The sequence below is a fragment of the Bradyrhizobium guangxiense genome (genome assembly GCF_004114915.1).
In the GTDB taxonomy this organism is placed as follows: Bacteria; Pseudomonadota; Alphaproteobacteria; order Rhizobiales; family Xanthobacteraceae; genus Bradyrhizobium; species Bradyrhizobium guangxiense.
This window is the reverse complement of record NZ_CP022219.1, coordinates 5,795,642-5,816,620: the sequence shown is the minus strand read 5'-3', so window position 1 is coordinate 5,816,620 and position 20,979 is coordinate 5,795,642. Positions and strand designations below refer to the sequence as shown.

21 protein-coding genes are annotated in these 20,979 nt (G+C 65.7%); 16 read left to right on the top strand and 5 right to left on the bottom strand.

Going from position 1 to position 20,979, the window contains the following annotated elements; genetic code table 11:
- Positions 1 to 574: 574 nt before the first annotated feature.
- Together X268_RS27920 and X268_RS27915 are read right to left on the bottom strand one after the other, a co-directional pair.
- A complete protein-coding gene (locus tag X268_RS27920) occupies positions 575 to 1,999 on the bottom strand; it encodes a methyl-accepting chemotaxis protein (RefSeq protein ID WP_128927908.1) in 1,425 nt (474 codons plus the stop codon).
- Between the two features lie 119 nt (positions 2,000 to 2,118).
- Positions 2,119 to 3,867 carry a methyl-accepting chemotaxis protein gene (locus tag X268_RS27915; RefSeq protein ID WP_128927907.1) on the bottom strand — a complete coding sequence of 583 codons (1,749 nt, stop codon included), beginning with the start codon at positions 3,865 to 3,867 and terminating at the stop codon, positions 2,119 to 2,121.
- Positions 3,868 to 4,085: 218 nt separating this feature from the next.
- Here X268_RS27915 and X268_RS27910 point away from each other — a divergent pair, with 218 nt between their 5' ends.
- From X268_RS27910 to X268_RS27880, 7 genes are all read left to right on the top strand, one after another.
- Positions 4,086 to 4,832 (top strand): YebC/PmpR family DNA-binding transcriptional regulator, encoded by a 747-nt coding sequence (locus X268_RS27910; RefSeq protein WP_128927906.1) that lies wholly within the window; start codon positions 4,086 to 4,088, stop codon positions 4,830 to 4,832.
- 125 nt (positions 4,833 to 4,957) lie between these two features.
- Entirely contained in the window at positions 4,958 to 5,485 is a 528-nt protein-coding gene (gene ruvC, locus X268_RS27905) for a crossover junction endodeoxyribonuclease RuvC (RefSeq protein WP_128927905.1), read from the top strand.
- A complete protein-coding gene (ruvA, locus tag X268_RS27900) occupies positions 5,482 to 6,099 on the top strand; it encodes a Holliday junction branch migration protein RuvA (RefSeq protein WP_128927904.1) in 618 nt (205 codons plus the stop codon). Before ruvC ends, ruvA begins: the two co-directional genes overlap by 4 nt.
- Before the next feature lie 20 nt (positions 6,100 to 6,119).
- Positions 6,120 to 7,157: a Holliday junction branch migration DNA helicase RuvB gene (gene ruvB / locus X268_RS27895; protein WP_208764474.1), complete on the top strand. Its 1,038-nt coding sequence runs from the start codon at positions 6,120 to 6,122 to the stop codon at positions 7,155 to 7,157.
- 127 nt (positions 7,158 to 7,284) lie between these two features.
- On the top strand, positions 7,285 to 8,205 hold the full coding sequence (locus tag X268_RS27890) for a metallophosphoesterase (protein ID WP_128927902.1): 921 nt from the start codon (positions 7,285 to 7,287) through the stop codon (positions 8,203 to 8,205).
- Positions 8,206 to 8,273: 68 nt separating this feature from the next.
- Entirely contained in the window at positions 8,274 to 8,723 is a 450-nt protein-coding gene (gene ybgC / locus X268_RS27885; RefSeq protein WP_128927901.1) for a tol-pal system-associated acyl-CoA thioesterase, read from the top strand.
- A gap of 96 nt (positions 8,724 to 8,819) precedes the next feature.
- Positions 8,820 to 9,287, top strand: coding sequence for a nuclear transport factor 2 family protein (locus tag X268_RS27880; RefSeq protein ID WP_128927900.1), 468 nt, complete (start codon positions 8,820 to 8,822; stop codon positions 9,285 to 9,287).
- A gap of 116 nt (positions 9,288 to 9,403) precedes the next feature.
- Here the strand turns inward: X268_RS27880 and X268_RS27875 are convergent, their stop codons facing one another.
- Together X268_RS27875 and X268_RS27870 are read right to left on the bottom strand one after the other, a co-directional pair.
- Positions 9,404 to 10,123, bottom strand: coding sequence for a type 1 glutamine amidotransferase (locus tag X268_RS27875; RefSeq protein ID WP_128927899.1), 720 nt, complete (start codon positions 10,121 to 10,123; stop codon positions 9,404 to 9,406).
- Positions 10,124 to 10,152: 29 nt separating this feature from the next.
- Entirely contained in the window at positions 10,153 to 11,079 is a 927-nt protein-coding gene (locus tag X268_RS27870; RefSeq protein WP_128927898.1) for a LysR family transcriptional regulator, read from the bottom strand.
- Between the two features lie 151 nt (positions 11,080 to 11,230).
- On the opposite strand from X268_RS27870, the gene X268_RS27865 reads away from it, so the two are divergent.
- From X268_RS27865 to X268_RS27825, 9 genes are read left to right on the top strand one after another with little or no spacing between them, the layout of a single operon-like run.
- Positions 11,231 to 12,187, top strand: a complete 957-nt coding sequence (locus X268_RS27865; RefSeq protein WP_128927897.1) for an N-carbamoyl-D-amino-acid hydrolase — start codon at positions 11,231 to 11,233, stop codon at positions 12,185 to 12,187.
- 42 nt (positions 12,188 to 12,229) lie between these two features.
- Positions 12,230 to 13,057, top strand: a complete 828-nt coding sequence (locus X268_RS27860) for an ABC transporter substrate-binding protein (protein ID WP_128927896.1) — start codon at positions 12,230 to 12,232, stop codon at positions 13,055 to 13,057.
- Complete coding sequence (locus tag X268_RS27855) at positions 13,054 to 13,911, top strand: amino acid ABC transporter permease (RefSeq protein WP_164937961.1); 858 nt, start codon at positions 13,054 to 13,056, stop codon at positions 13,909 to 13,911. The genes X268_RS27860 and X268_RS27855 overlap by 4 nt, the downstream gene beginning before the upstream one ends.
- Complete coding sequence (locus X268_RS27850) at positions 13,908 to 14,672, top strand: amino acid ABC transporter ATP-binding protein (protein WP_128927894.1); 765 nt, start codon at positions 13,908 to 13,910, stop codon at positions 14,670 to 14,672. The genes X268_RS27855 and X268_RS27850 overlap by 4 nt, the downstream gene beginning before the upstream one ends.
- Positions 14,673 to 14,687: 15 nt before the next feature.
- Complete coding sequence (locus X268_RS27845; protein ID WP_164937960.1) at positions 14,688 to 15,503, top strand: ABC transporter substrate-binding protein; 816 nt, start codon at positions 14,688 to 14,690, stop codon at positions 15,501 to 15,503.
- Complete coding sequence (locus tag X268_RS27840; protein ID WP_128927892.1) at positions 15,490 to 16,374, top strand: polysaccharide deacetylase family protein; 885 nt, start codon at positions 15,490 to 15,492, stop codon at positions 16,372 to 16,374. Before X268_RS27845 ends, X268_RS27840 begins: the two co-directional genes overlap by 14 nt.
- A gap of 8 nt (positions 16,375 to 16,382) precedes the next feature.
- On the top strand, positions 16,383 to 17,036 hold the full coding sequence (locus X268_RS27835; protein WP_128927891.1) for an aspartate/glutamate racemase family protein: 654 nt from the start codon (positions 16,383 to 16,385) through the stop codon (positions 17,034 to 17,036).
- 22 nt (positions 17,037 to 17,058) lie between these two features.
- Complete coding sequence (locus X268_RS27830; protein ID WP_128927890.1) at positions 17,059 to 18,642, top strand: ABC transporter substrate-binding protein; 1,584 nt, start codon at positions 17,059 to 17,061, stop codon at positions 18,640 to 18,642.
- The gene (locus X268_RS27825) at positions 18,639 to 20,012 is read left to right on the top strand and encodes an amidohydrolase family protein (RefSeq protein WP_128927889.1); all 1,374 of its coding nucleotides are present in this window, start codon (positions 18,639 to 18,641) and stop codon (positions 20,010 to 20,012) included. The genes X268_RS27830 and X268_RS27825 overlap by 4 nt, the downstream gene beginning before the upstream one ends.
- Here the strand turns inward: X268_RS27825 and X268_RS27820 are convergent.
- Complete coding sequence (locus X268_RS27820) at positions 20,002 to 20,922, bottom strand: LysR substrate-binding domain-containing protein (RefSeq protein ID WP_128927888.1); 921 nt, start codon at positions 20,920 to 20,922, stop codon at positions 20,002 to 20,004. The two genes, X268_RS27825 and X268_RS27820, sit on opposite strands and share 11 nt — an antisense overlap.
- Positions 20,923 to 20,979 lie beyond the last annotated feature (57 nt).

Sequence of the window (20,979 nt, the reverse complement as noted above, 5' to 3'; positions counted from 1 at the left end):
ACCATGAAGCTTCCAAAATCGCAGCAATGCATATTTGCGCGGTTGGAGCGGCAGACCATGACGTTCACGAATTTGTGCGGCGATCACTGCGACGATTATGGGCTAATTGATATGATAATCGTCATGTTTTGACGCATTTTCATCCCGCGCGTCGTCGGCCTTCGGCAAATCGTCGTGCGAATGCGCAAAGCCGGGCCATGACGAAATTCGTGCGATTGGAAAAGTCGCGCGGCGGCACGTCCGAGCTTGCCGCCATCCTTCGAGACGCCCGCCTGCGGCGGGCCCTCAGGATGAGGGCGGAGTGCGCCGCCGTAGTTTTGACGAGCACCGATGCAGCTGAGCCTCATCCTGAGGAGACCGGTGAAGCGGTCGTCTCGAAGGACGAGGCGCGCGCTCAGGCGCCGCCAAGCTCAACTGTAAAATTTCGGAATAATAGCATTATGCGCCTGTGTTGCCCGACGAGTCAAAACGGGCGCCAGCCTGTCGGCGTAAGCCATTGATTTCGCTTGCCCCGGCTACTGTGCATGGGGTTGTTTTTCATCTTTTTTTTATTGAGCGGGCGTAGCGCCAGCCGTCAGCCTTGCCGAAAGCCCATCCGGAAGGCGCCCCAGTGTTTGCCGCGGACCATGATTGGCGAGGACAGGTCCTTCATCAGCACGAACTGCCCGCCGCCCATGTCGCGGCGGTAGGTCTGGAGCAGGAATGGCTTGGTATTGCCTGCGACCTTCTTCACCGTGCGGTCGTTGAACAGGCGGCGATTGCGGCAGTTGGCATTGTTCCAGACCGGATCCTTGCCCTGGGGCAGGCGGTAGTTCGGATTGTGGGTCGGCAGATAGCCGCTCCGCGCCCAGGCGACGCAGTAGACGATGCGCGGATCGGATTTCTGGATCGGGTCCTGGATCGCGGGCAGCACGCGGTCGGTGAACGCGACATAGTCGGTGAGGTACTGCTTCGGATCGGTGCCGGGAATTTCGCGATAGGTCTCGTCGAGGAGCTGGTCGAGCGTGATATCGCCGCGATCGATCGCGGCCTCGAACTCGGCCGAGATCCGCTTGGCGGTCTCGACCACGACACGGATCAGCGGCGTGTCCGACGTCTCGACGCCGCTGTCGGCGATCAGCGCGATCAGGCCCTCGGATGTGTCGAGCAGCTTCGCCACCCGCTCGTCGGCGTGTTTGAGGTCGCGCGAGGAGAGGTCGACGCCCTTGGCGAGCTCGTTGAGCTCGCTGATCACCGTGTCGCAATGTCCGAGATTGGAAGTTGCGGCGCGCGTGACATTGTCGATCTCCGCTTCCACGGAGGCAAACCCCTGCTGAACGCGCGAGATGATGCCGGAGATCGCTTGCGCGCCTTCGCCCGCGGTCTTGGCGCGCTGGGAGGCGTCGCTGCTCTCGCCGATCAGGCCTTCGATCTGGCCGTCGAGATCGCGCACGGTGTCGGAGATCTGGTGCGTCGCCTGGCGGGTGGCCTCGGCAAGGTTCTTCACCTCGCTTGCGACCACCGCAAAGCCGCGGCCGGCATTGCCGGCGCGGGCGGCTTCGATGGTGGCGTTCAGCGCCAGCAGATTGGTCTGCTTGGCGATCGCCTCGATCGAGCCGGATACTTTCGCGACCTGCGCCAGCGCCGAGCCGACGGCGCTGAGGCGGGCTTCGATCCGCTCCACCGCTGCGACGAGCTCGGAGATGTGGCTGACCGCGGGGTCGACGGCGCTGCGCGACTGCGCGATCTCGCCGACCGCCGCGGAGGGGGTGGTTTGCACGGCCTGCGATGCATTGGCGATGTCATGGTTGGCCGAGACCATCGTCTCGGCCGTCTTCTGCAGGTGATGGAACCGCTCCGACTGGTTGGCGACGCGATTTGCGACTTCCTGGACGTTGCCGGCGATATCAGCGAGCTCCACGCCGAGGCCGCCGATGCGGTCGGCAAGCTGATCAATCAGCCGCTCGGCCAGCGTGCGGTTGGAGCCGGTGTCCAGTACTGCAAGTTGTGCCAGGGACATGTACGCGCTTTCTCCAGTCAGAGCCGGTGATCGGCTCTCGGCGGCATTCCCATTTCAGTTTGGACGTTAGAGGATGATTCGCGCCCGCCGTCTTGCCCAGGAGTGCACCAGAGCGGGCGTTACAGCCTATAAGCGGTGCGGAATCCGCCCCAGTGCCGGCCCTTGACGCGGATCGGCACGTCGATCTCGCGCATCATCACCGTATTCCCGTTGCCCATGTCGCGCGCATAGCTCTGGACTAGGTACGATCGCAGGTTGCGCGCGGCGGCGAGCCCCGCCGGATCGTTGAATATCCGCCGGTTGCGGCTGTTGGCCGTATTCCAGGCGACGTCGCCCGGTCGCTGCGGATGCGAATAGATCTTGTTGTGCACCGGCAGGAAGCCGTTGCGGTCGACCATGGCGCAGAACGCCATGCGCTGGTCCTTCGCCAGAAAGGCCTCCTGGAACGGCGGCAAGGCGCGGTCGGCCCAGTCGAGATATTTCGTGCGGAATTGCTGCGGATTGGTTCCGGCGATTTCGACATAGTCAATGTCGAAGAGGTCGTCGATCCCAATCTCGCCGCGCGCGACCGCCTGCTCGAAGATCCCAGTCAGCACGTTGCCCGCCTCCATGGCGCGGGTGACGAACTCGGTGTTCTCCTCGTGGATCGACCAGAGCTTGTCCTCGATCTTCTCCTTGAGCTCGGCAGTGGGGCTGGCGAATTGCGCGCGGGCGCCGGCCTTGGATTGCTCGACCACGCGCAGGCGACAGGCGCCGACGTCCTCGAGGGTGCCATCGATCATGGCTTGCGGCGCAAGCCGGCCGGCATCCGCGCCGCCGATCAAGACGCCGTCCATCGCGATTTCATAGATCGGCATCACGCCGCGTACGCTCTCGAATTTGAGATGGCAGGGCAGCCGTTCGGTCTTGCGGCGGTCGTCGTGCTCGCTCTGGCGCAGCAGCACCGCGCAACGCGATTTCAGCTTTTGTGCAAAGGTGGTGACGGCCTTGCCGGCGCTGGCGACGTTCTCGCCGTGGCTCTCGGCTGCCTTGGTCGCGGCATCGATCTCGGCCGCGCTCTCGCCGACCGAGACGATGAACTCCGAGGCGCTGGCGGCGTTGCCTGAGACTTCGCTGGTGGTGGCGTTCTGCTCGGCGACCGCGCCGTTGACGGTCTCGAAGACTGGGCGGATCGCTTCGATCGCCTGCGAGATGCGGTGCACGGCATCGGCGGAGCCGGCGGCGTCGCGCTGCAGTGCGTCGATCTTCTTCGTGATTTCTTCCGTCGCGCTCTGGGTCTGCACCGCGAGCGCCTTGACCTCGGTTGCGACGACCGCAAAACCCTTTCCCGCAGCGCCCGCGCGCGCGGCCTCGATGGTCGAGTTGAGGGCGAGCAGCGTCGTCTGCCGCGCGATCTGCGCGATCAGATTGACGACGTTGCCGATCGCGGCGGAGGATTCGCGCAAGCGGTCGACGTTGGCGCGGGCTTCCTGCGCCGCGGCGCTGGCCGCGTCGGCAAGCTTGCCGGCCTCGCGAACCTGGGCGCCGATGCCCAGGGCGGACTGGGTGAACTTGTCGGCGGCATGGGCGAAGGTGGATGCGGTCGATTGCGCCGCATTGGTCCGGCCGGTCAAGGCATCGGTGCGGTCGCGAATGGCGGCAAGGGTCGCCGCGGTCGCCTCGGCGCCGCCAGCCACTGAATTGGCGGCGCGTTCGAGCTGGCGGATCATGGCGCCGAGCTCGAGTTCCAGCAGCTCCAGGATTTCCCGTGCCGAATCAGTTTCGGCCGCGGCAGCGGGCTCGGATTGGACCGCCGCCTGCGGAGCCGCCGGGGTCGGCGCAGGCGCAGCCGGGTCCGGCAGACGCTTCCGAAATAGTCCGAACGCCATCAGCTCTCTCTTGTCGGGGAACGGTCGGACGCAATTTTCGCAGCCCGGAATGAAATCAGGGTTAACGATGCCCGACCACTAGGCACCGGCGATTCCGGTGGTTACCTTTACAGTGCTACCTCAGGGCAGCAGATCCCTTTGATTCCGGTGGGGTGGCGGCCTATAAGGCCGCGCTTCCCACGCTCATCTTTGGCTGACGATTCCTCAAGAGACCACGCATGGCCGGACATTCCCAATTCAAGAACATCATGCACCGCAAGGGGCGGCAGGATGCCCAGAAGTCGAAGCTGTTCGGCAAGCTGGCGCGGGAAATCACGGTCGCTGCCAAGCTGGGCACGCCCGACCCTGCCATGAACCCCCGTCTGCGCGCTGCCGTGATCGCCGCGCGCCAGGAGAATATGCCGAAGGACAATATCGAGCGCGCCATCAAGAAGGCACTCGGCAGCGACAGCGAGAACTATGACGAGATCCGCTACGAAGGTTACGGTCCCGGCGGCGTTGCTGTCATCGTCGAGGCGCTGACCGACAACCGCAACCGCGCCGCATCCGACATCCGCTCCTTCTTCACCAAATCGGGCGGAAATCTCGGCGAAACCGGCTCGGTGTCGTTCATGTTCGACCGCACCGGCATCATCGAATACGACCGCAGTGTCGCCTCCGACGATGCGGTGCTGGATGCCGCGATCGAGGCTGGCGCAGACGACGTCGTCTCCGGCGAGGGCGGCCACGAGATCTACGCCTCGACCGAAGGTTATCGCGACGTCGCCAAGGCGCTGGAGGCCAAGTTCGGCGAGCCGCGCAAGGCCGCGCTGATCTGGAAGCCGCAGAACACGGTCGCGGTGGACGACGAGACTGGCGAGAAGCTGCTCAAGCTGATGGATTTGCTCAACGAGCACGACGACGTCCAGAACGTCTACGCCAATTTCGAGGTGTCGGACGCGCTTGTTGCGAAGATGGCCGGGTAGAGTAGCTTGCTTGGACGGTGTGCACCCTCGCCCCGCTCCTGCCAGGCGAGGCGAAGGGCCACTTCCCCTGTTACTTCTGTTCTGTTTCTGTTTCGCATCCAACGGCCAGCGGCTATCAGTGGCCCATGACCGCACTCCCGATTCGTAGCCCCGTCCGCATCATCGGCATCGATCCCGGCCTGCGCCGCACCGGCTGGGGCGTGATCGAGGCTGACGGCAACCGCCTGATCTATGTGGCCTGCGGCTCGGTGGAACCGCCGAACGCCCTGCCACTGGCGAGCCGGCTGCTCGCGATCCACGAAGGGCTGGCCGCCGTGCTCTCGAACCATCAGCCGGTGGAAGCCGCGGTCGAGCAGACCTTCGTCAACAAGGACGGCGTTGCGACGCTGAAGCTCGGCCAGGCTCGCGGCGTCGCCATGCTGGCGCCCGCAATGTTCGGCATCACGGTCGCCGAATACGCGCCCAATCAGGTCAAGAAGACCGTTGTCGGCGCCGGTCACGCCGAGAAGGCCCAGATCGCGATGATGCTGAAGATTCTTCTGCCCAAGGCCGAGCCGCCGTCGGCCGACGCCGCCGACGCGCTCGCCATCGCCATCACCCATGCCCATCATCGCCAGAGCACCGCGCTCAGGCTCAAGGTGGCGAACCTATGATCGGCAAGCTCAAGGGCCTGATCGATTCCTATGGCGAGGATTTCGTCATCCTCGACGTCGGCGGCGTCGGCTACCAGGTGCATTGCTCGTCGCGCACGCTGCAGCATCTGCCCGCGCCGGGCGAAGCCGCCGTGCTGTCGATCGAGACTTACGTCCGCGAGGATCAAATCAAGCTGTTCGGCTTCCGCACCGACCAGGAGCGCGAATGGTTTCGCCTGCTCCAGACCGTGCAGGGCGTCGGCGCCAAGGTCGCGCTCGCCGTGCTCGGCACGCTGGCGCCGGCCGATCTCGCCAATGCCATTGCGCTGCGCGACAAGGCCGCGGTGTCGCGCACGCCCGGTGTCGGCCCCAAGGTCGCCGAGCGCATCGTCACCGAATTGAAGGACAAGGCGCCCGCCTTTGCCAATGTCGATCCCGCCGTCGTGCATCTTGCCGGCGCCGTCGACGACCAGCGCGCGCCGCGCCCGGTGGCGGATGCGATCTCTGCGCTGGTCAATCTCGGCTACGGACAGCCACAGGCCGCCGCGGCGATTGCGTCGGCCTCGCGCAGTGCGGGTGAGAATGCCGAGACCGCGCAGCTCATCCGCCTCGGCCTGAAGGAGCTCGCGAAGTGAGCGATCCCAAGGCCGGCCGCATGGTCTCGCCGGAACGCCGCAGCGACGATGTCGGCGACACCGCGCTGCGTCCGCAATCGCTGTCCGATTTCGTGGGCCAGCAGCAGGCGCGCAAGAATCTCTCGATCTTCATCGAGGCGGCGCGCAAGCGCGGCGAGGCGCTGGATCACGTGCTGTTCGTCGGTCCCCCCGGCCTCGGCAAGACCACGCTGGCACAGATCGTGGCGAAGGAGCTCGGCGTCGGCTTCCGCGCCACCTCGGGCCCTGTGATCGCCAAGGCCGGCGATCTCGCAGCGCTGCTGACCAATCTCGAAGAGCGCGACGTGCTCTTCATCGACGAGATTCATCGCCTGAGCCCGGCGGTAGAAGAGGTGCTCTATCCCGCCATGGAGGATTTCCAGCTCGACCTCATCATCGGCGAGGGTCCGGCGGCGCGCTCGGTGAAAATCGAGCTGTCGAAATTCACCCTGGTCGGCGCCACGACGCGCGCAGGGCTGCTCACCAATCCCTTGCGCGACCGTTTCGGCATTCCGGTGCGGCTCAATTTCTACACCATCGAGGAGCTCGAGAGCATCGTCAGCCGCGGCGCGCGCGTGCTCAATGTTGGCATGAGCGCGGACGGCGCCAACGAGATCGCGCGCCGCGCCCGCGGCACGCCGCGCATCGCCGGGCGCTTGCTGAGGCGCGTGCGCGATTTCGCCTCGGCGGCGAATGCCGACACGATCGACCGCAAGATCGCCGACCACGCGCTGAGCGCGCTCGAGGTCGACGCCGCCGGCCTCGATGCGATGGATCGCCGCTATCTCTCGACCATCGCGACGAACTATGGCGGCGGTCCGGTCGGCGTCGAGACCATGGCCGCCGCGCTGTCCGAACCGCGCGATGCGATCGAGGACATCATCGAGCCTTATCTCATCCAGTGCGGCTATCTCCAGCGTACCCCGCGCGGCCGCCTGCTCACCTCGCACGCCTTCCGCCATCTCGGCATCGCCGAGCCCTCGCGAGACGCGGCGGCACAGTTCGGCCTGTTCGGCACCGATCAGGCCGAAGACGACTGATCCGCGCAAACACAGCGCTCCCTTTGTCATGAAATTCTGGTAATCTCGTGCAAATGATCTGCACGAGCGCACCCCAATTCCGCTCCAATCGGACCGCATCAAGACGGCGCATCTCGATCGGGTTTCCATGATCACGCGCCGTCATCTCATCCGTTCCATCGGCGGCCTGTCCGCCCTCGGCATCTCGACCGCTGCCTATGGCGTCGGCGTCGAGCCGGTGCTGCGGCTCCGCGTCACCCGCTATCATCCGAAGCCGCGGCAGTGGCCGGCGGATCTCCCGCTGAAGATCGCCGTCATCGCTGACATTCACGCCTGCGATCCCTGGATGTCGCTGGAGCGGATCGAGTCCATCGTCGACCGCACCAACGCGCTGAACGCGGATATCGTCGTACTGCTCGGCGACTACGTCGCCGGCATGCATCAGGTCATGCGCATGATTCCCTCGCGCGAATGGGCGAGGGTGCTGGCCGGCCTCAGGGCGCCGCTCGGCGTCCATGCCGTCATGGGCAATCACGATTATTGGGACGACAGGACCGTCCAGCAGGCAGGGCACGGGCCGACCGTCGCGCACCGGGCGCTGGAGGCGGCCGGCATTCCCGTCTACGAGAACGACGCCGTGCGCCTCACCAAGGACGGCCGCCCGTTCTGGCTCGCCGGCCTCGGCGATCAGCTGGCCTTCCTGCCGGCGCGGCGCTTCCGGAGCGTGGCGCGCTTCGGCGCAGACGATCTCAACGCCACGCTGGCGAAGATCACCGACGACGCGCCCGTCATCCTGCTCGCGCATGAGCCCAACATCGCGCCGCTCGTGCCCGCACGTGTCGCGCTGCAACTGTCCGGCCATACCCATGGCGGCCAGGTCCGCCTGCTCGGCTGGTCGCCGGCGGTTTCGCCCCGGAACGGACTGCGGCTCGCCTATGGCCACTTCCGCCTGAAATGCGACCTCATTGTCTCCGGTGGCCTCGGATGCAGCATCATGCCCGTCCGTGTCGGCGTGCCCCCCGAGATTGTCGAGGTGACGCTGGGGCGGGCCGGGCCGGTTGTGTCCTAACACGCTTGCGCGTCCGGCTGTTTTTGCGCAAAACGGCCTGGTTACCGACAAGCGAAGAGGCTCGCGACGTGACTGCCCATCTCGACGGCGAGATCCGCGACGGCCGCCATCACATGCAGGTCCGTGTCTATTACGAGGACACGGATTTCTCCGGCATCGTCTACCACGCCAATTACCTGCGCTACATGGAGCGTGGACGCACCAATCATCTCAGGCTGATGGGCGCCGAGCAGCAGGCGCTGTTCGAGCCGACCGAGACGGAGAGCGCGGGCTTCGCCTTCGTGGTGCGCTCGATGCATCTGGATTTCCTCAAGCCTGCGCGGATGGACGACGTGCTCGACATCGTGACCTGGCCGGTCGCGGTGAAGGGTGCCTCCATCATGCTGGCGCAGGAGGTGCGGCGTGGCGAGGACGTGCTGGTGAAAGCCGAGGTGCGCGTCGCCTTCATCAGCGGCGGCCGCGCGCAGCCGATCCCGAAATCGATCCGCACGCTGATGAAGGCCGATTTGATTTCCTGATCGCCCGATAAGTGATCGGCCGATAGGTCATGGCCTATCGACTCCGCCGGATGCAGCAGTAGATTGCGGCCTCCATCAACCGATGAGGCCATCATCATGTCGCGTCCGCCGCTGCCGCCCTTCACCCGAGAAACTGCCGCGCAGAAGGCGCGCATGGCCGAGGATGCCTGGAATTCGCGCGATCCGGTGCGCGTCTCGCTCGCCTATACCGAGGACAGCCGTTGGCGCAATCGCTCCGAGGTCTTTCAGGGCCGCGAAGCCATCGTCGCCTTCCTCACCCGTAAATGGGAGAAGGAACAGGATTATCGCCTGATCAAGGATCTCTGGGCGTTCGACGAGAACCGCATCGCGGTGCGCTTCCAGTACGAATGGCACGATGGCAAAGGCCAGTGGTATCGCTCCTACGGCAATGAGCAGTGGGAGTTCGACGAGCACGGGCTGATGAAGCGCCGCGAAGCGTCCATCAACGACATTGCCATTGCGGAAAAGGACCGCCGCTTTCACTGGGCGGCGCCGGGGCCAAGGCCAGTAGATGTGCCGGGACTGGGAACGGATCCGTTCTGAGCCAAGCACCACTCTCTCCCCTCATGGTGAGGAGCCGCGCAGGGCGTCTCGAACCATGCAGGCCCCGCTGCTGCATCCGGCCTTCATCCTTCGAGACGCGCGCGAGAGCGCGCTCCTCAGGATGAGGGGATGGGCTTTCGCGCCAGAACCCGCGTGATCGCCCCGCCGAGCTTCGCGTTGTCCATCGGCTGCGCCAGCGAGTCTCGCGCCGTTGCCACGACATCATCCGGCGCCTTGCCGTCACGCAGGTCGCAGCACACTTGCGCAAAAGCCACGTCGAACTCCGGATGGGGCTGCACGGTCAGCGTCGTGCCGTTGGCGTAGAGCAGGCCGGCATGCGGGGTGAAGTCCGACGATAGGATCGTCAGCGCGTCATTCGGCGGCTCGATCACCTGGTCCTGATGCGAGGCCGCGATGGCGATGGCTTCGCCCTCGACGACGCCGTTCTCCGGCAGCACCTGATAGACATGCCGGCCGATGCCCCAGCCCTTCTCCGATTTGCGCACGGTGCCGCCGAGCGCCTGCGCGATCAGCTGGTGGCCGAAGCAGACACCGACCATCGGCGTCTTGTTGGCGTAAGCCGCCCGCACGAAATCCTCCAGCGGCGCGATCCAGTCGAGCCCGTCATAGACGCCGGCGGCCGCGCCGGTGATCAGGACGGCCTCGAGCTTGCTCGGATCGGGAAGCGCATCGCCCTTGGGGATGCTGACGACCTCGACCGTCGCGGCCGGATCCTCGGCGCGGACCATGCGCGCGAACATGTCCGGAAACGAACCGTGGTGCTCGCGGTGTTTTTGCGGGACCTCTCCGGTCTCGATGATGGTGATGCGTGCCATGTGCCCCCGGGGTCAAAAGGTTACGAAGCTCAGTCGCTTTCTGGCTGATGTTGCTGGTGTGGCGCTGAGCGCTCCAGCAGCGCGCTTTGCTTGCGCACCTCGTTGAGGAATGCCTTGGCGAGGCGCGACAGCGGTTCCGCCTCCGACCACAGCATATAGGCCACTGCGTGGGTCGTCGGCGTGAACGGCCGCACGACGAGGCCGCTGCCGCCGTTCTGCCGGGGCGAGAACGGATCGACCACCGCGGCGCCGACGCCGGCGGCGGCCAGCACGCAGGCCGTGTTGCAGTAGCGCACCTCGACGGTCGGCCGGAACGGTGCACCAGCCCGGGCGAAGCTGTCGCGTACGGCTTCGCCGAGCCGCGTACCGCGCTCCAGCCCGATGAAGGGCAGGCCGGACAGGTCGGAGGCGGAGATCACCGGCCTGTCGGCGAGCGGATGCTGCGGCGGCAGCACGCAGACCATCTCGCCGGTGTGCACCACCTCATGCGCGATCCCAGGATGATGCGTCAGGCCGAGCGCGAAGCCGAGCTCGGCGACGCGGCTGAGCACGCCCTCGATGATGCCCTCATAGCGCCGCACGTCGAAGAACACGCGTGTCTCCGGGCGGCGGCGAAGGAAGCCTGACAGTGCGGAAGGGATGATGCTGTAGGCGAGCGGCGGTGTCGCCACGATGGCAAGATGCCCGGAGCGGTTCTCGCGCAGATCGCGCACGCGGCTCTCGAGCTTGGCGTGCAGCGCGAAGATCGCCTCGCTCTCCTTGTAGAGCGCCATCGCTTCCGCGGTCGGAAACAGCCGGTTGTTGACCCGCTCGAACAGGGCAAAGCCCGCCTGCGCTTCCATCGTCTTCAGCGCATTGCTGACCGCGGGTTGCGACAGGGCCAGTTCGTCCGCTGCCGCCACGGTGGTGCGATGGCGGATGACAGCACGCAGGATTTCGAGCTGACGCAGGTTCATATCACTGCCGATTATAGTAAGGGCCAAAACATCATAGCAGGACGAATTGATTTTGCAGCCCCGCTTGCCCGTAATGGCAGCGGATTTGCGCGTCGCATCAATGGGTTCATTCGCCCATTGAGGCAGCACTGCGCACAGATTGGAGGCAATCTTGGTTCGAGTTCTTCGCGCCGCCGCCGCTCAGATGGGGCCGACGCAAAAAGCCGATACGCGCGAGCATACGTTGTCGCGGATGCTTGCATTGCTGGAGGAGGCAGCCGGCCGCGGTGCCAGCCTCGTGGTGTTTCCCGAGCTTGCCTTCACCACCTTCTTTCCGCGCTGGCTGCTCGAAGGCGAGGCGCTCGACCGATATTTCGAGCGCGGCATGCCGAACCCGGCCGTGGCGAAACTGTTCGACCGTGCGCGTGCGCTGCGCGTCGGCTTCTATGTCGGTTATGCCGAGCTGACGCCGGAGGGCCGGCGCTACAATTGCTCGATCCTAGTCGATCGCGACGGCGAGATCTTGGGCCGCTATCGCAAGGTGCACCTGCCAGGTTCGGTCGAGCCCCGCGAGGGCGCACGCTATCAGCAGCTCGAAAAGCGCTATTTCGAATATGGCGACCTCGGCTTTCCCGCCTTCCGCGCCGGTTCGGCCTGGGCCCATGCCATCATGGGCATGATGATCTGCAATGATCGGCGCTGGCCGGAATCCTGGCGCGTGCTCGGTCTGCAGGGCGTCGAGCTCGTCTGCATCGGCTACAATTCGGCGGCCTACGATCCCAATGGCGGCACCACCGAAGACGGGGCCTTGCGCACCTTCCACTCGACGCTGGTGACGCAGGCCAACGCCTACATGAACGCGACCTGGGCAATCTCGGTCGCGAAGGCGGGCGAGGAGGATGGCTCCGGGCTGATCGGCGGCTCCTGCATTGTCGATCCCAACGGCCGCATCGTCGAGCAGGCGCAGACGCTGGCCGACGAAGTGATCGTCGCCGACATCGATCTCGATCTCTGCCGCCAGGGCAAGGACAAGATGTTCAATTTCGCCGCGCACCGACGGCCCGAGCAGTACAGGGTGATCACTGAGCGCGCCGGCATCATCGAGCCGGCCGTTCTCGACGCGGACTGACTCTTGCACGGCGCTAGCCAAAGGATCGGCAAAGGAGCTGACATGACACGCCTCTCGCATTTCCTTGTGCTCGCAGCCCTGACCGCCGCGACCTCGCCGCAGGCGGCCGAGCTTCCGGCGGAGATCAAGCAGGCGGGAACGCTGAAGCTTACGGTCAACTCCACTTACGCGCCGATGGAATATCGCGATCCCGCCAGCAACGAGCTGGTCGGGCTCGACATCGATCTGGCGAACGAGCTCGCCAAGCGGCTCGGCGGCCTCAAGATCGTCTGGAGCGAGACGCCGTTTGCCGAGCTGATTCCCTCGCTCCAGACCAGGCGCGCCGATTTCATCATCTCCGGCATCTCCGATCGCGCCTCCCGGCGCGAGACGGCGGATTTCATCGATTATCTCGCGACCGGCCCGCAGTTCTTCGTGATGGCGGACAACGCGGCGAAGGATGCGACCGATCTCTGCGGCAAGAAGGTTGGGACCACCCGCAGCACCAGCTTTCCGGTCGAGATCGAGAAGTGGAGCAAGCAGAATTGCGAGCCGGCCGGCAAGCCTGCGATCCAGTACGTGCCGGGCGAGAACTCGATCGATGTCCGCAACCAGCTCAAGCAGGGCCGCATCGACGCCGCCGTGCAGGGCAGCGAGACGTTGCCCTATGCGCAGTCCCAGGAGCCCGGCAAATACCGCATCGTCGGCGAGGCCTTCGCCAGGGGTTATCAGGGCATCATGTTCCGCAAGGACGACGCCGCCTTGCGCGAGGTTGTGACGGAGAAGCTCGCGGCCATGATCGCCGACGGCTCCTACAAGGCCATTCTCGACAAATGGGGCCTCGGCGCCAACGCGGTGGCCCAGCCCATGCTGAACGCGGCGCCGCAATGAAGCCGGCGCCGGCCCTCGCGGAGGGTTTTCCCGATCTGTCGGGCCTGCGCATCGCGCGCGAGCCGCACTGGTTTCGCTGGATCAGCGCGGCCCTGATCGTCCTCGTGCTGGCGGCGATCGTGCGCGCGTTTGCGAACGGCCAGATCGAATGGTCCTATGTCAGCCGCTTCCTGACCGTGAAGGTCATTCTCGAAGGGATCGTCAACACCATGGTGATGGCGGTGCTGGCGATGATGCTCGGCATCTTTCTCGGCATCGTCGTTGCGATCATGCGGCTGTCGCCCAATCCGGTGCTGAAGTCGGTTGCCGCAGGTTACACCTGGCTGTTCCGCGGTACGCCGCTGATCCTGCAACTGCTGCTGTGGTTCAACCTCGCGCTGGTATTTCCGGCCATCGGCATTCCCGGCCTCTGGTCCGCGCGGGCCGTCGACGTCATGACGCCATTCCTCGCCGCGCTCCTCGGGCTCGGCATCAACCAGGGCGCCTACACGTCGGAAGTGATGCGCGCCGGCATGCTGTCGGTCGACGTCGGGCAATATGAGGCAGCGCAGGCGATCGGCATGGGACGGCTGCGCGCGCTGCGCCGGATCGTGTTGCCGCAGGCGATGCGGGTGGTGATCCCACCGCTCGGCAACGAGTTCATCGGCATGGTGAAGGCGACCTCGCTTGCGAGCGTCATTCAATATCCCGAGCTGCTGCACAACGCCGAGAACATCTACTACGCCAACTCGCGCGTGATCGAGCTCCTGATCGTCGCCGGGCTCTGGTACCTGCTCGTGGTTTCGATTCTGACGCCGCTGCAGATGCTGCTCGAACGTCGCTTTGCGCGCGGCACATTGCGGCTGGCACGATGACAAAGCCCCTCGTCGCGATCCGCTCCGTCAGCAAGAATTTTGGCGAGTTTCAGGCTCTCAAGAGCGTCTCGCTCGACGTCTGGCCCGGCGAGGTGATGTGCCTGATCGGCGCCTCAGGGTCCGGCAAGACCACGCTGCTCCGCTGCATCAACCAGCTCGCCATGATCGACGCGGGCGGCATCTGGCTTGACGGCGAGCTGCTGGGGGTGCGCGAGCAGGGCGGCAGGCTCCATCGCCTCAGCGAGCGCGAGGTCGGGCGGCAGCGGCTGAAGACCGGCATGGTGTTCCAGCGCTTCAACCTGTTCCCGCACAAGACCGCACTGGAGAACATCACCGAGGGTCCGACCCAGGTTCAGGGACGCAAATCCGAAGAGGTGCGCACGGAAGCGCTCGAGCTGCTCCGTCGCGTCGGGCTGGCGGCCAAGGCGGACTGGTATCCTGCGCAGCTCTCCGGCGGCCAGCAGCAGCGCGTGGCGATCGCGCGCGCGCTCGCCATGAAACCGATGCTGATGCTGTTTGACGAGCCGACCAGCGCGCTCGATCCCGAGCTCGTCGGCGAGGTGCTTGCCGTCATGAAGGAATTGGCGAAGAGCGGCATGACGATGATGGTGGTCACGCACGAGCTCGGTTTCGCGCGCGAGGCCGCCGACCGGGTCGTCTACATGGACCAGGGTGCGATCGTCGAGCAGGGGCGCGCCTCCGAGGTGTTGGGCGCGCCGCGCGAGGAGCGCACCAAGGCATTTCTTTCGGCAGTGATCTGACATGGGGGCGTGGTGATGAAGAGACTTTTGCTTGCGGCGGTGTTCCTGGGCGCCATGAGCGCATCGGTGATGGCGATCGAGTTGCCGCCTGAGATCGCCAAGCGCGGCAGCCTCAAGGTTGCGCTGGTGCCGAACTATCCGCCGATGGAATTCCGCGATCCCGCCACCAACGCGCTCTCCGGCTTCGATGTCGAGTTCGGCGAGGCGATCGGCCGCAAGCTCGGCGTCAAGATCGAATGGCAGGAAACGAGCTTCGCCGAGTTCATGCCGTCGATTGCGACGGGGCGCGCCGATGCGATCCTCTCGGGCTTCACCGACTATGCGAGCCGGCATGAGACCGCGACCTTCGTCGACTATCTTCGCAGCGGTCCACGCTTCTTCGTTCAGCAGTCGCGCGCGTCGGAGTTCAGGGATGCCGTCGCGCTCTGCGGCAAGAAAGTCGGTGCCAGCCGCCGCACCATGTTCCCGGCCCAGATCGCGGCCTGGAGCGAGAAGAATTGCGGCAGCAATCCGATTCAATTCGTCGGCACCGACGGCTCGGCGGATGCCCGCACCCAGCTCAGGCAGGGACGTATCGACGCCGCCGTGCAGGGCGATGAGACGCTGCCCTACATCATGGATCAGGAGCCCGGCGCCTATGTGCCGGTCGGCCAGACCCTTGCGCAGCAATTCACCGGCATTGCCCTGCCGGTGAAGGAAAAGGCGCTGCACCAGGCGATGCTGGAGGCCGTCGATGCGCTGATCGCGGACGGCACTTACAAGGCCCTGCTGGCGAAATGGAAATTGAGCGACAACGCAATCGAGAAGGCGACCATCAATGCTGGACAGTAAGGCACTCAAGAGCATCCCGCTCGTCCCGGCCAACACCGCGGATCCCGCGCCTGAATATCCCTGGCCGAAGCCGTATAATTCCGCGATGTTCCTGTCGTTCGACGTGGACGCGGAGAGCGCGTGGACCAGCAAGGACGCCGTGCATGCGCAGCGGCTCATCACCATGAGCTATGGCGGCTATGAGGCGCGCGTCGGCACGCCGAAACTGCTGGAGCTGCTCGACCAGCTCGATCTCAAGGCGACGTTCTTCGTCACGGGCTGGTCGGTCGATGCGCATCCGGCGATGGCGGAATCGATCCTGAAGGCGGGGCATGAGATCGGCCATCACGGCTATCATCATCTGTTGCCCGACCCCGGCGATCCCTGGATCGAGGAGGAACTGGAACGCGGCTTCGATGCGCTGAAGCGCCGGCTCGGGGTCAGGCCGACCGGCTATCGCGCGCCTTACGGCGAATTCACCGAGGAGCTGCGCGTCGCGCTGGTGCGCCACGGCATCGTCTACACGTCCTCGTTCCGCGACGACGTCAGGCCCTATCGCCATCGTCTCGCCGACGGCAAGCCCGGCACCATCGAGCTGCCGGTGACCGCGAGCTACGACGACTGGATGCACGGTCTCTCGGCCCGCTTCAGTCCACGCTCGATCTTCCCTAAGGAGCACGTGCTCTCGATGTGGAAGGACGAGCTCGACGAGGTCCGCGACTGGGGGGCGATGGTCACGACTGTGCTGCATCCGCAGTGCAGCGGCCGTCCGATGCGGCTGCGTCTGCTGCGCGAGTTTCTCACCTACGCGAAATCGTGCCCGGATGTCTGGATCACGACCGGTGAGAAGATCGCGGAAAACTTCCTCCGTCACGAAGCCGGCAATCGCTGAGCCAAGCCATGACCCGTCGCATCCTCGTCATCAACCCCAATTCCTCGGCGTCGGTGACGGCGGCGATCAACGACGCGGTGGCGCCGCTGCGGATCGTCGGCGGACCTGACGTCAGGGTGGTCGGCCTTGCCGAAGGGCCGCCGAGCATCAGCTCGCAGCGCGATGCCGACAGCGTCGTGATGCCGCTGGTCAACCGTGTGTCGCGCGACGATGCCGATGCCTTCGTGCTGGCCTGCTTCAGCGATCCCGGCCTGCATGCCGTGCGCGAGGCCGCCGGCGGTCGCCCGGTCATGGGCATCGCCGAATGCGGCATCTTCCGCGCGCTGATGCTGGGCGAACGCTTTGGCATCATCGCGCTATCGCCGTCGAGCATCCGCCGCCAGCAGCGCATGGCGCGGGTGATGGGCGTCGACAGCCGCTATGCCGGAAGCTGGTCGGTCGGCGCGAGTGCGGCCGAGACCGCCGGCGCCGACATCCGCGGCCGCTTGATCGATGCCGGCCGCGCGTTGGTCACGCAATGCCGCGCCGATGTCGTGGTGATGGGCTGCGCAGGCATGGCGTCGCACCGCGCGGTGATTGCGGAGGCGATCGGCGTGCCGGTGGTCGAGCCGGCGCAACAGGCGGTGGCCGCGGCGATCGGCGCGGTCTTGTTGAACACGTAATCTCCTTCAGGAGCCTCTCGTCATGCCCATCCCCCGCCGCTCGCTCCTCAAGGCAGCCGCCATAGCTCCGGCGCTCTCGCTGCCGGGCATCGTCCGCGCTGAATCCCAGTCAACGCTGCGCTTCATCCCCGTGATCGACCTTGCTTTCGTCGATCCCATCTATTCGACCGCACAGGTGTCGCGAAACCACGGCTTTATGGTCTACGATACGCTCTACGGCATGAGCTCCTCGCTCCAGGTCTCGCCGCAGATGCTGTCCGGCCATGTCATCTCCGGCGACCAGCTGCAGTGGGACCTCACGCTTCGTGATGGCCTGTTCTGGCACGACGGCGAGCGCGTGCTGGCGCGCGACTGCGTCGCCAGCATCCGTCGCTGGGCCGCCCGCGACGGTTTTGGCGGCGAGTTGATGGAGGCGACGGCCGAGCTCTCGGCTGCCGACGACCGCACCATTCGCTTTCGCCTCAAGCGTCCGTTCCCGCTGCTGCCGCAGGCGCTCGGCAAGGCCGCGATCAATGCGTGCTTCATGATGCCGGAGCGGCTGGCGAGCCAGGACCCGTTCAAGCCGCTGACCGAAGTCATCGGCAGCGGCCCGTTCCGCTATCTCGCCGACGAGCGCGTGCAGGGCGCCCGCAACGCCTACGCCAAGTTCGAGCGCTATCAGCCGCGCACCGACGGCAAGCCGGACTGGACCGCCGGGCCCAAGATCGTGCATTACGATCGCGTGGTCTGGACCACGACGCCCGATGCCGGCACCGGTGTCGCCGCGCTCCAGACCGGCGAGCAGGATTGGCAGGAGACCACGCCGCACGATCTCTTGCCGGTGATCAAGGCCGCCGGCGATATCGAGACGCGCATCCTCGATCCCCGCGGCTATGCCTGCATGCTGCGCCTCAATCATCTGCAGCCGCCATTCGATAATCCCGCGATCCGCCGCGCGCTCTTGGGGGCGATCGATCAGTCGGCGTTCATGACTGCTGTCGCCGGCGTCGATCCCGCCTTCCAGGTCTCCCCGATCGGCTATTTCGCGCCCGGCACGCCAATGGCGAGCGAGGTCGGCCTCGACGTGTTCCGTGGCCCGCGCAATTACGACAAGGTCAGCGCCGCTCTCAAAGCTGCCGGCTACAACGGAGAGAAGATCGTGGTGCTCGTGCCCACCAACTCGCTGGCGCAGAAGCCGCTCGGCGAGATCGCGGTCGACAGCCTGCGCAAGGCCGGCATGAACGTCGAATATGCCGGGCTCGATTTCGCCGTCGTGCTGCAGCGCCAGCTGAAGAAGGACCCGATCGGGCAGGGCGGCTGGAGCGCCGCCGTCGGCAACTGGCAGGGCATCGACTGGCTCAACCCGGCCGGCAACACCAACATCCGCGGCGAAGGCAAGGTCGCCGGCTGGTATGCGAGCGAGAAGATGGGACCGCTGCGCAGCCAATGGCTGGCGGCCTCCGAGCTCGCCGAGCAGCAGCGCATCTGCCGCGAGATCCAGGCGGTGGCGTTCGAGGAAATCCCCTATATTCCGATCGGTCTGTACAAGCAGCCGACCGCCTATCGCAAAGCCATCACCGGCATTCTCGACGGCACCGCCGTCTTCTGGAACGTACGCCCCGCATGAGCACAACGGCAATCTTCGGCAGCTATGTGCTGTCACGGAAAGACGGCGCGCAGGATGTGTTGCGCGACCATTGGGTTCTGGTCGAAGGCAGGAAGATCGCCGCGGTCACGCGCGACAGACCGAACGCAGATCAGATCTACGACCGTCCCGGCCGCTTCGTGTTGCCGGGCCTTCTGAACCTGCACAATCACTGTTTCTCCGAAGCCGTGGCGCGCAGCCACACCGAGGACGGCAACGGCCGCAAGAACAACCAGAGCATCGTCTACACGGTGCTGCTGCCGCTGACCAAGCGCGGCGCCGATATTCTGTCGGCGGAGGAACGGCTTGCGATCGCGCGGCTCGGGATCCTCCAGCTCCTCAAGGGCGGCGCCACCACGGTGATGGAGCCATTCCGCAACTCGATCCCCGAGATGTTCGACGCGGCGGAGCAGATGGGCATCCGCTTCTACGGCGCGCCCTATCTGTTCTCGACCTCCGATGCCAAGGCCGGCGCTGACGGCGTGGTCCGTTATTCCGGCGACGACGGTGCCGCCGACATGGCGACATGGGACGCGCTCTACCAACGCTGGAACAATCGTGGCGACGGCCGCATCGGCCTCGCCATGAGCCCGCATGCGACCGACACCTGCGGCCCCGATCTCCTGAAGGCCTGCGCCACGCGGGCGCGCGAGCTCGGCGTTCCCATCACCACGCACATGGCGCAGAGTCGCGCCGAGGTCGAGACCATCGGCAAGCGCTATGGCGGTCGCACGCCGGCAGAATATCTCGACTGGCTCGGCCTGCTCGCGCCCGACCTCATGGCCGCGCACTGCATGTTCTCGAGCGACGACGATCTCAGGCTGATGGCCGCGCGCGGCATGACCGTGCTGAACTGCCCGCGCGTGTTCGCGCGAGCCGGCATCACGGCGGCGTTCAGCCGCTTCGCCGCGCACGGCGTCCGCACCGTGGTCGGCACCGACGGCTACAACATGGATTTGCTCGGCGAGCTCAATGCGGCGTCGCTGATCTCCAAGATCACCTCCGCACGGCCTGACGTTGCGAACTCGCCCGAGCTGATCGAGGCTAATACGGCGGTCGCGGCCGACGTCATCAAGCGGCCGGATCTCGGCCGCATCGAGCCGGGCGCAACCGCCGATCTCACCGTGGTCGATCTGACCCATCCGCATCTGCAGCCGCTGTTCGACCCGCGCCGCGCGCTGATCGCACTCGCCAACCGCGCCAATGTTGATCAGGTCATGGTCGATGGTCGCGTGCTGGTCGATGAGGGACGCTATCTCAGCGCGGATGAAGCGGCGATCACCGCGGCCGGGACGGCTGCGATCGGCAAGATCTGGGATTTGCCGGAGGCACAGGCCGCGTTCAGCGGCTGACCCCGGCTTCGTCGTCCTCGAACTCCACCAGCGCCTTGCGCATGGTCTCGACGAGATCCAGTGCCACCGGAGACGGACTGCGCTGCGCCGGAAAGACCGCGGAGAATTCGAAATCGATCCGCGGCAGGAAGCGGCGCACGACCACGCCGCGGGTGGCGAATTCCCTCGCGGTGAAAGGGTCGCAGATCGCAACGCCAAGGCCCGACGACACCATGCCGCACATGATTTCCGACAACGTGGTCTCGACCCTGAGCACGCGACGAACCTCGTGGCGGTTGAAGACCTGGTCGACGAGATGCCGGCTGGATGATCCCGCCGACAGTGAGATGAACGTCTCGCCTTCGAAGTCACGCGGCTCTAAGACGTCCTTCTCCGCGAGGCGATGACCTTCGGGCAGCACCGCGACGCGCGCGGGCGCCGGCAGTCGCAGGCTCGGCAGGCCGGAATGGGCGATTGGCACCTCGGCAAAGCCGATGTCGCATTGATTGTTCAGAACCCAGTCGACCACGATCGGAGAGATCACGCCGAAGAACGCGAGGTTGAGGTTCGGCCGTTCCTGCAGGAAGTGTCCGGCCAGGCGCGGCAGATAGCCGTTCGCCAGCGCCGGCAGCGCAGCGATACGCAGCGAGCCGGTGCGGCGGCCACGGATTTCCTCGGCCGCTGCGGTGATGCGCTCGAGGCCGACGAAGGAGCGCTCGACCTCGGTATAGAGCGCCATCGCCGCCGCGGTCGGCACCAGGCCGGTGCCGCGCCGCTCGAACAGCTCCATTTTCAGGAGCGCCTGGAGGTCGCGCAGCAGCCGGCTGGCCGCAGGCTGCGTCACCGCCATCAGCTTCGCCGCCTCCGTGACGCTGCCGGTCAGCATCATCGCGCGGAAGGCTTCCACCTGCCGCGAATTGATCCGCGCCATCGTGCACTCCAATCATAACATTTCGGCATGCAGAGGGTGCCATTATTCATTGGACGA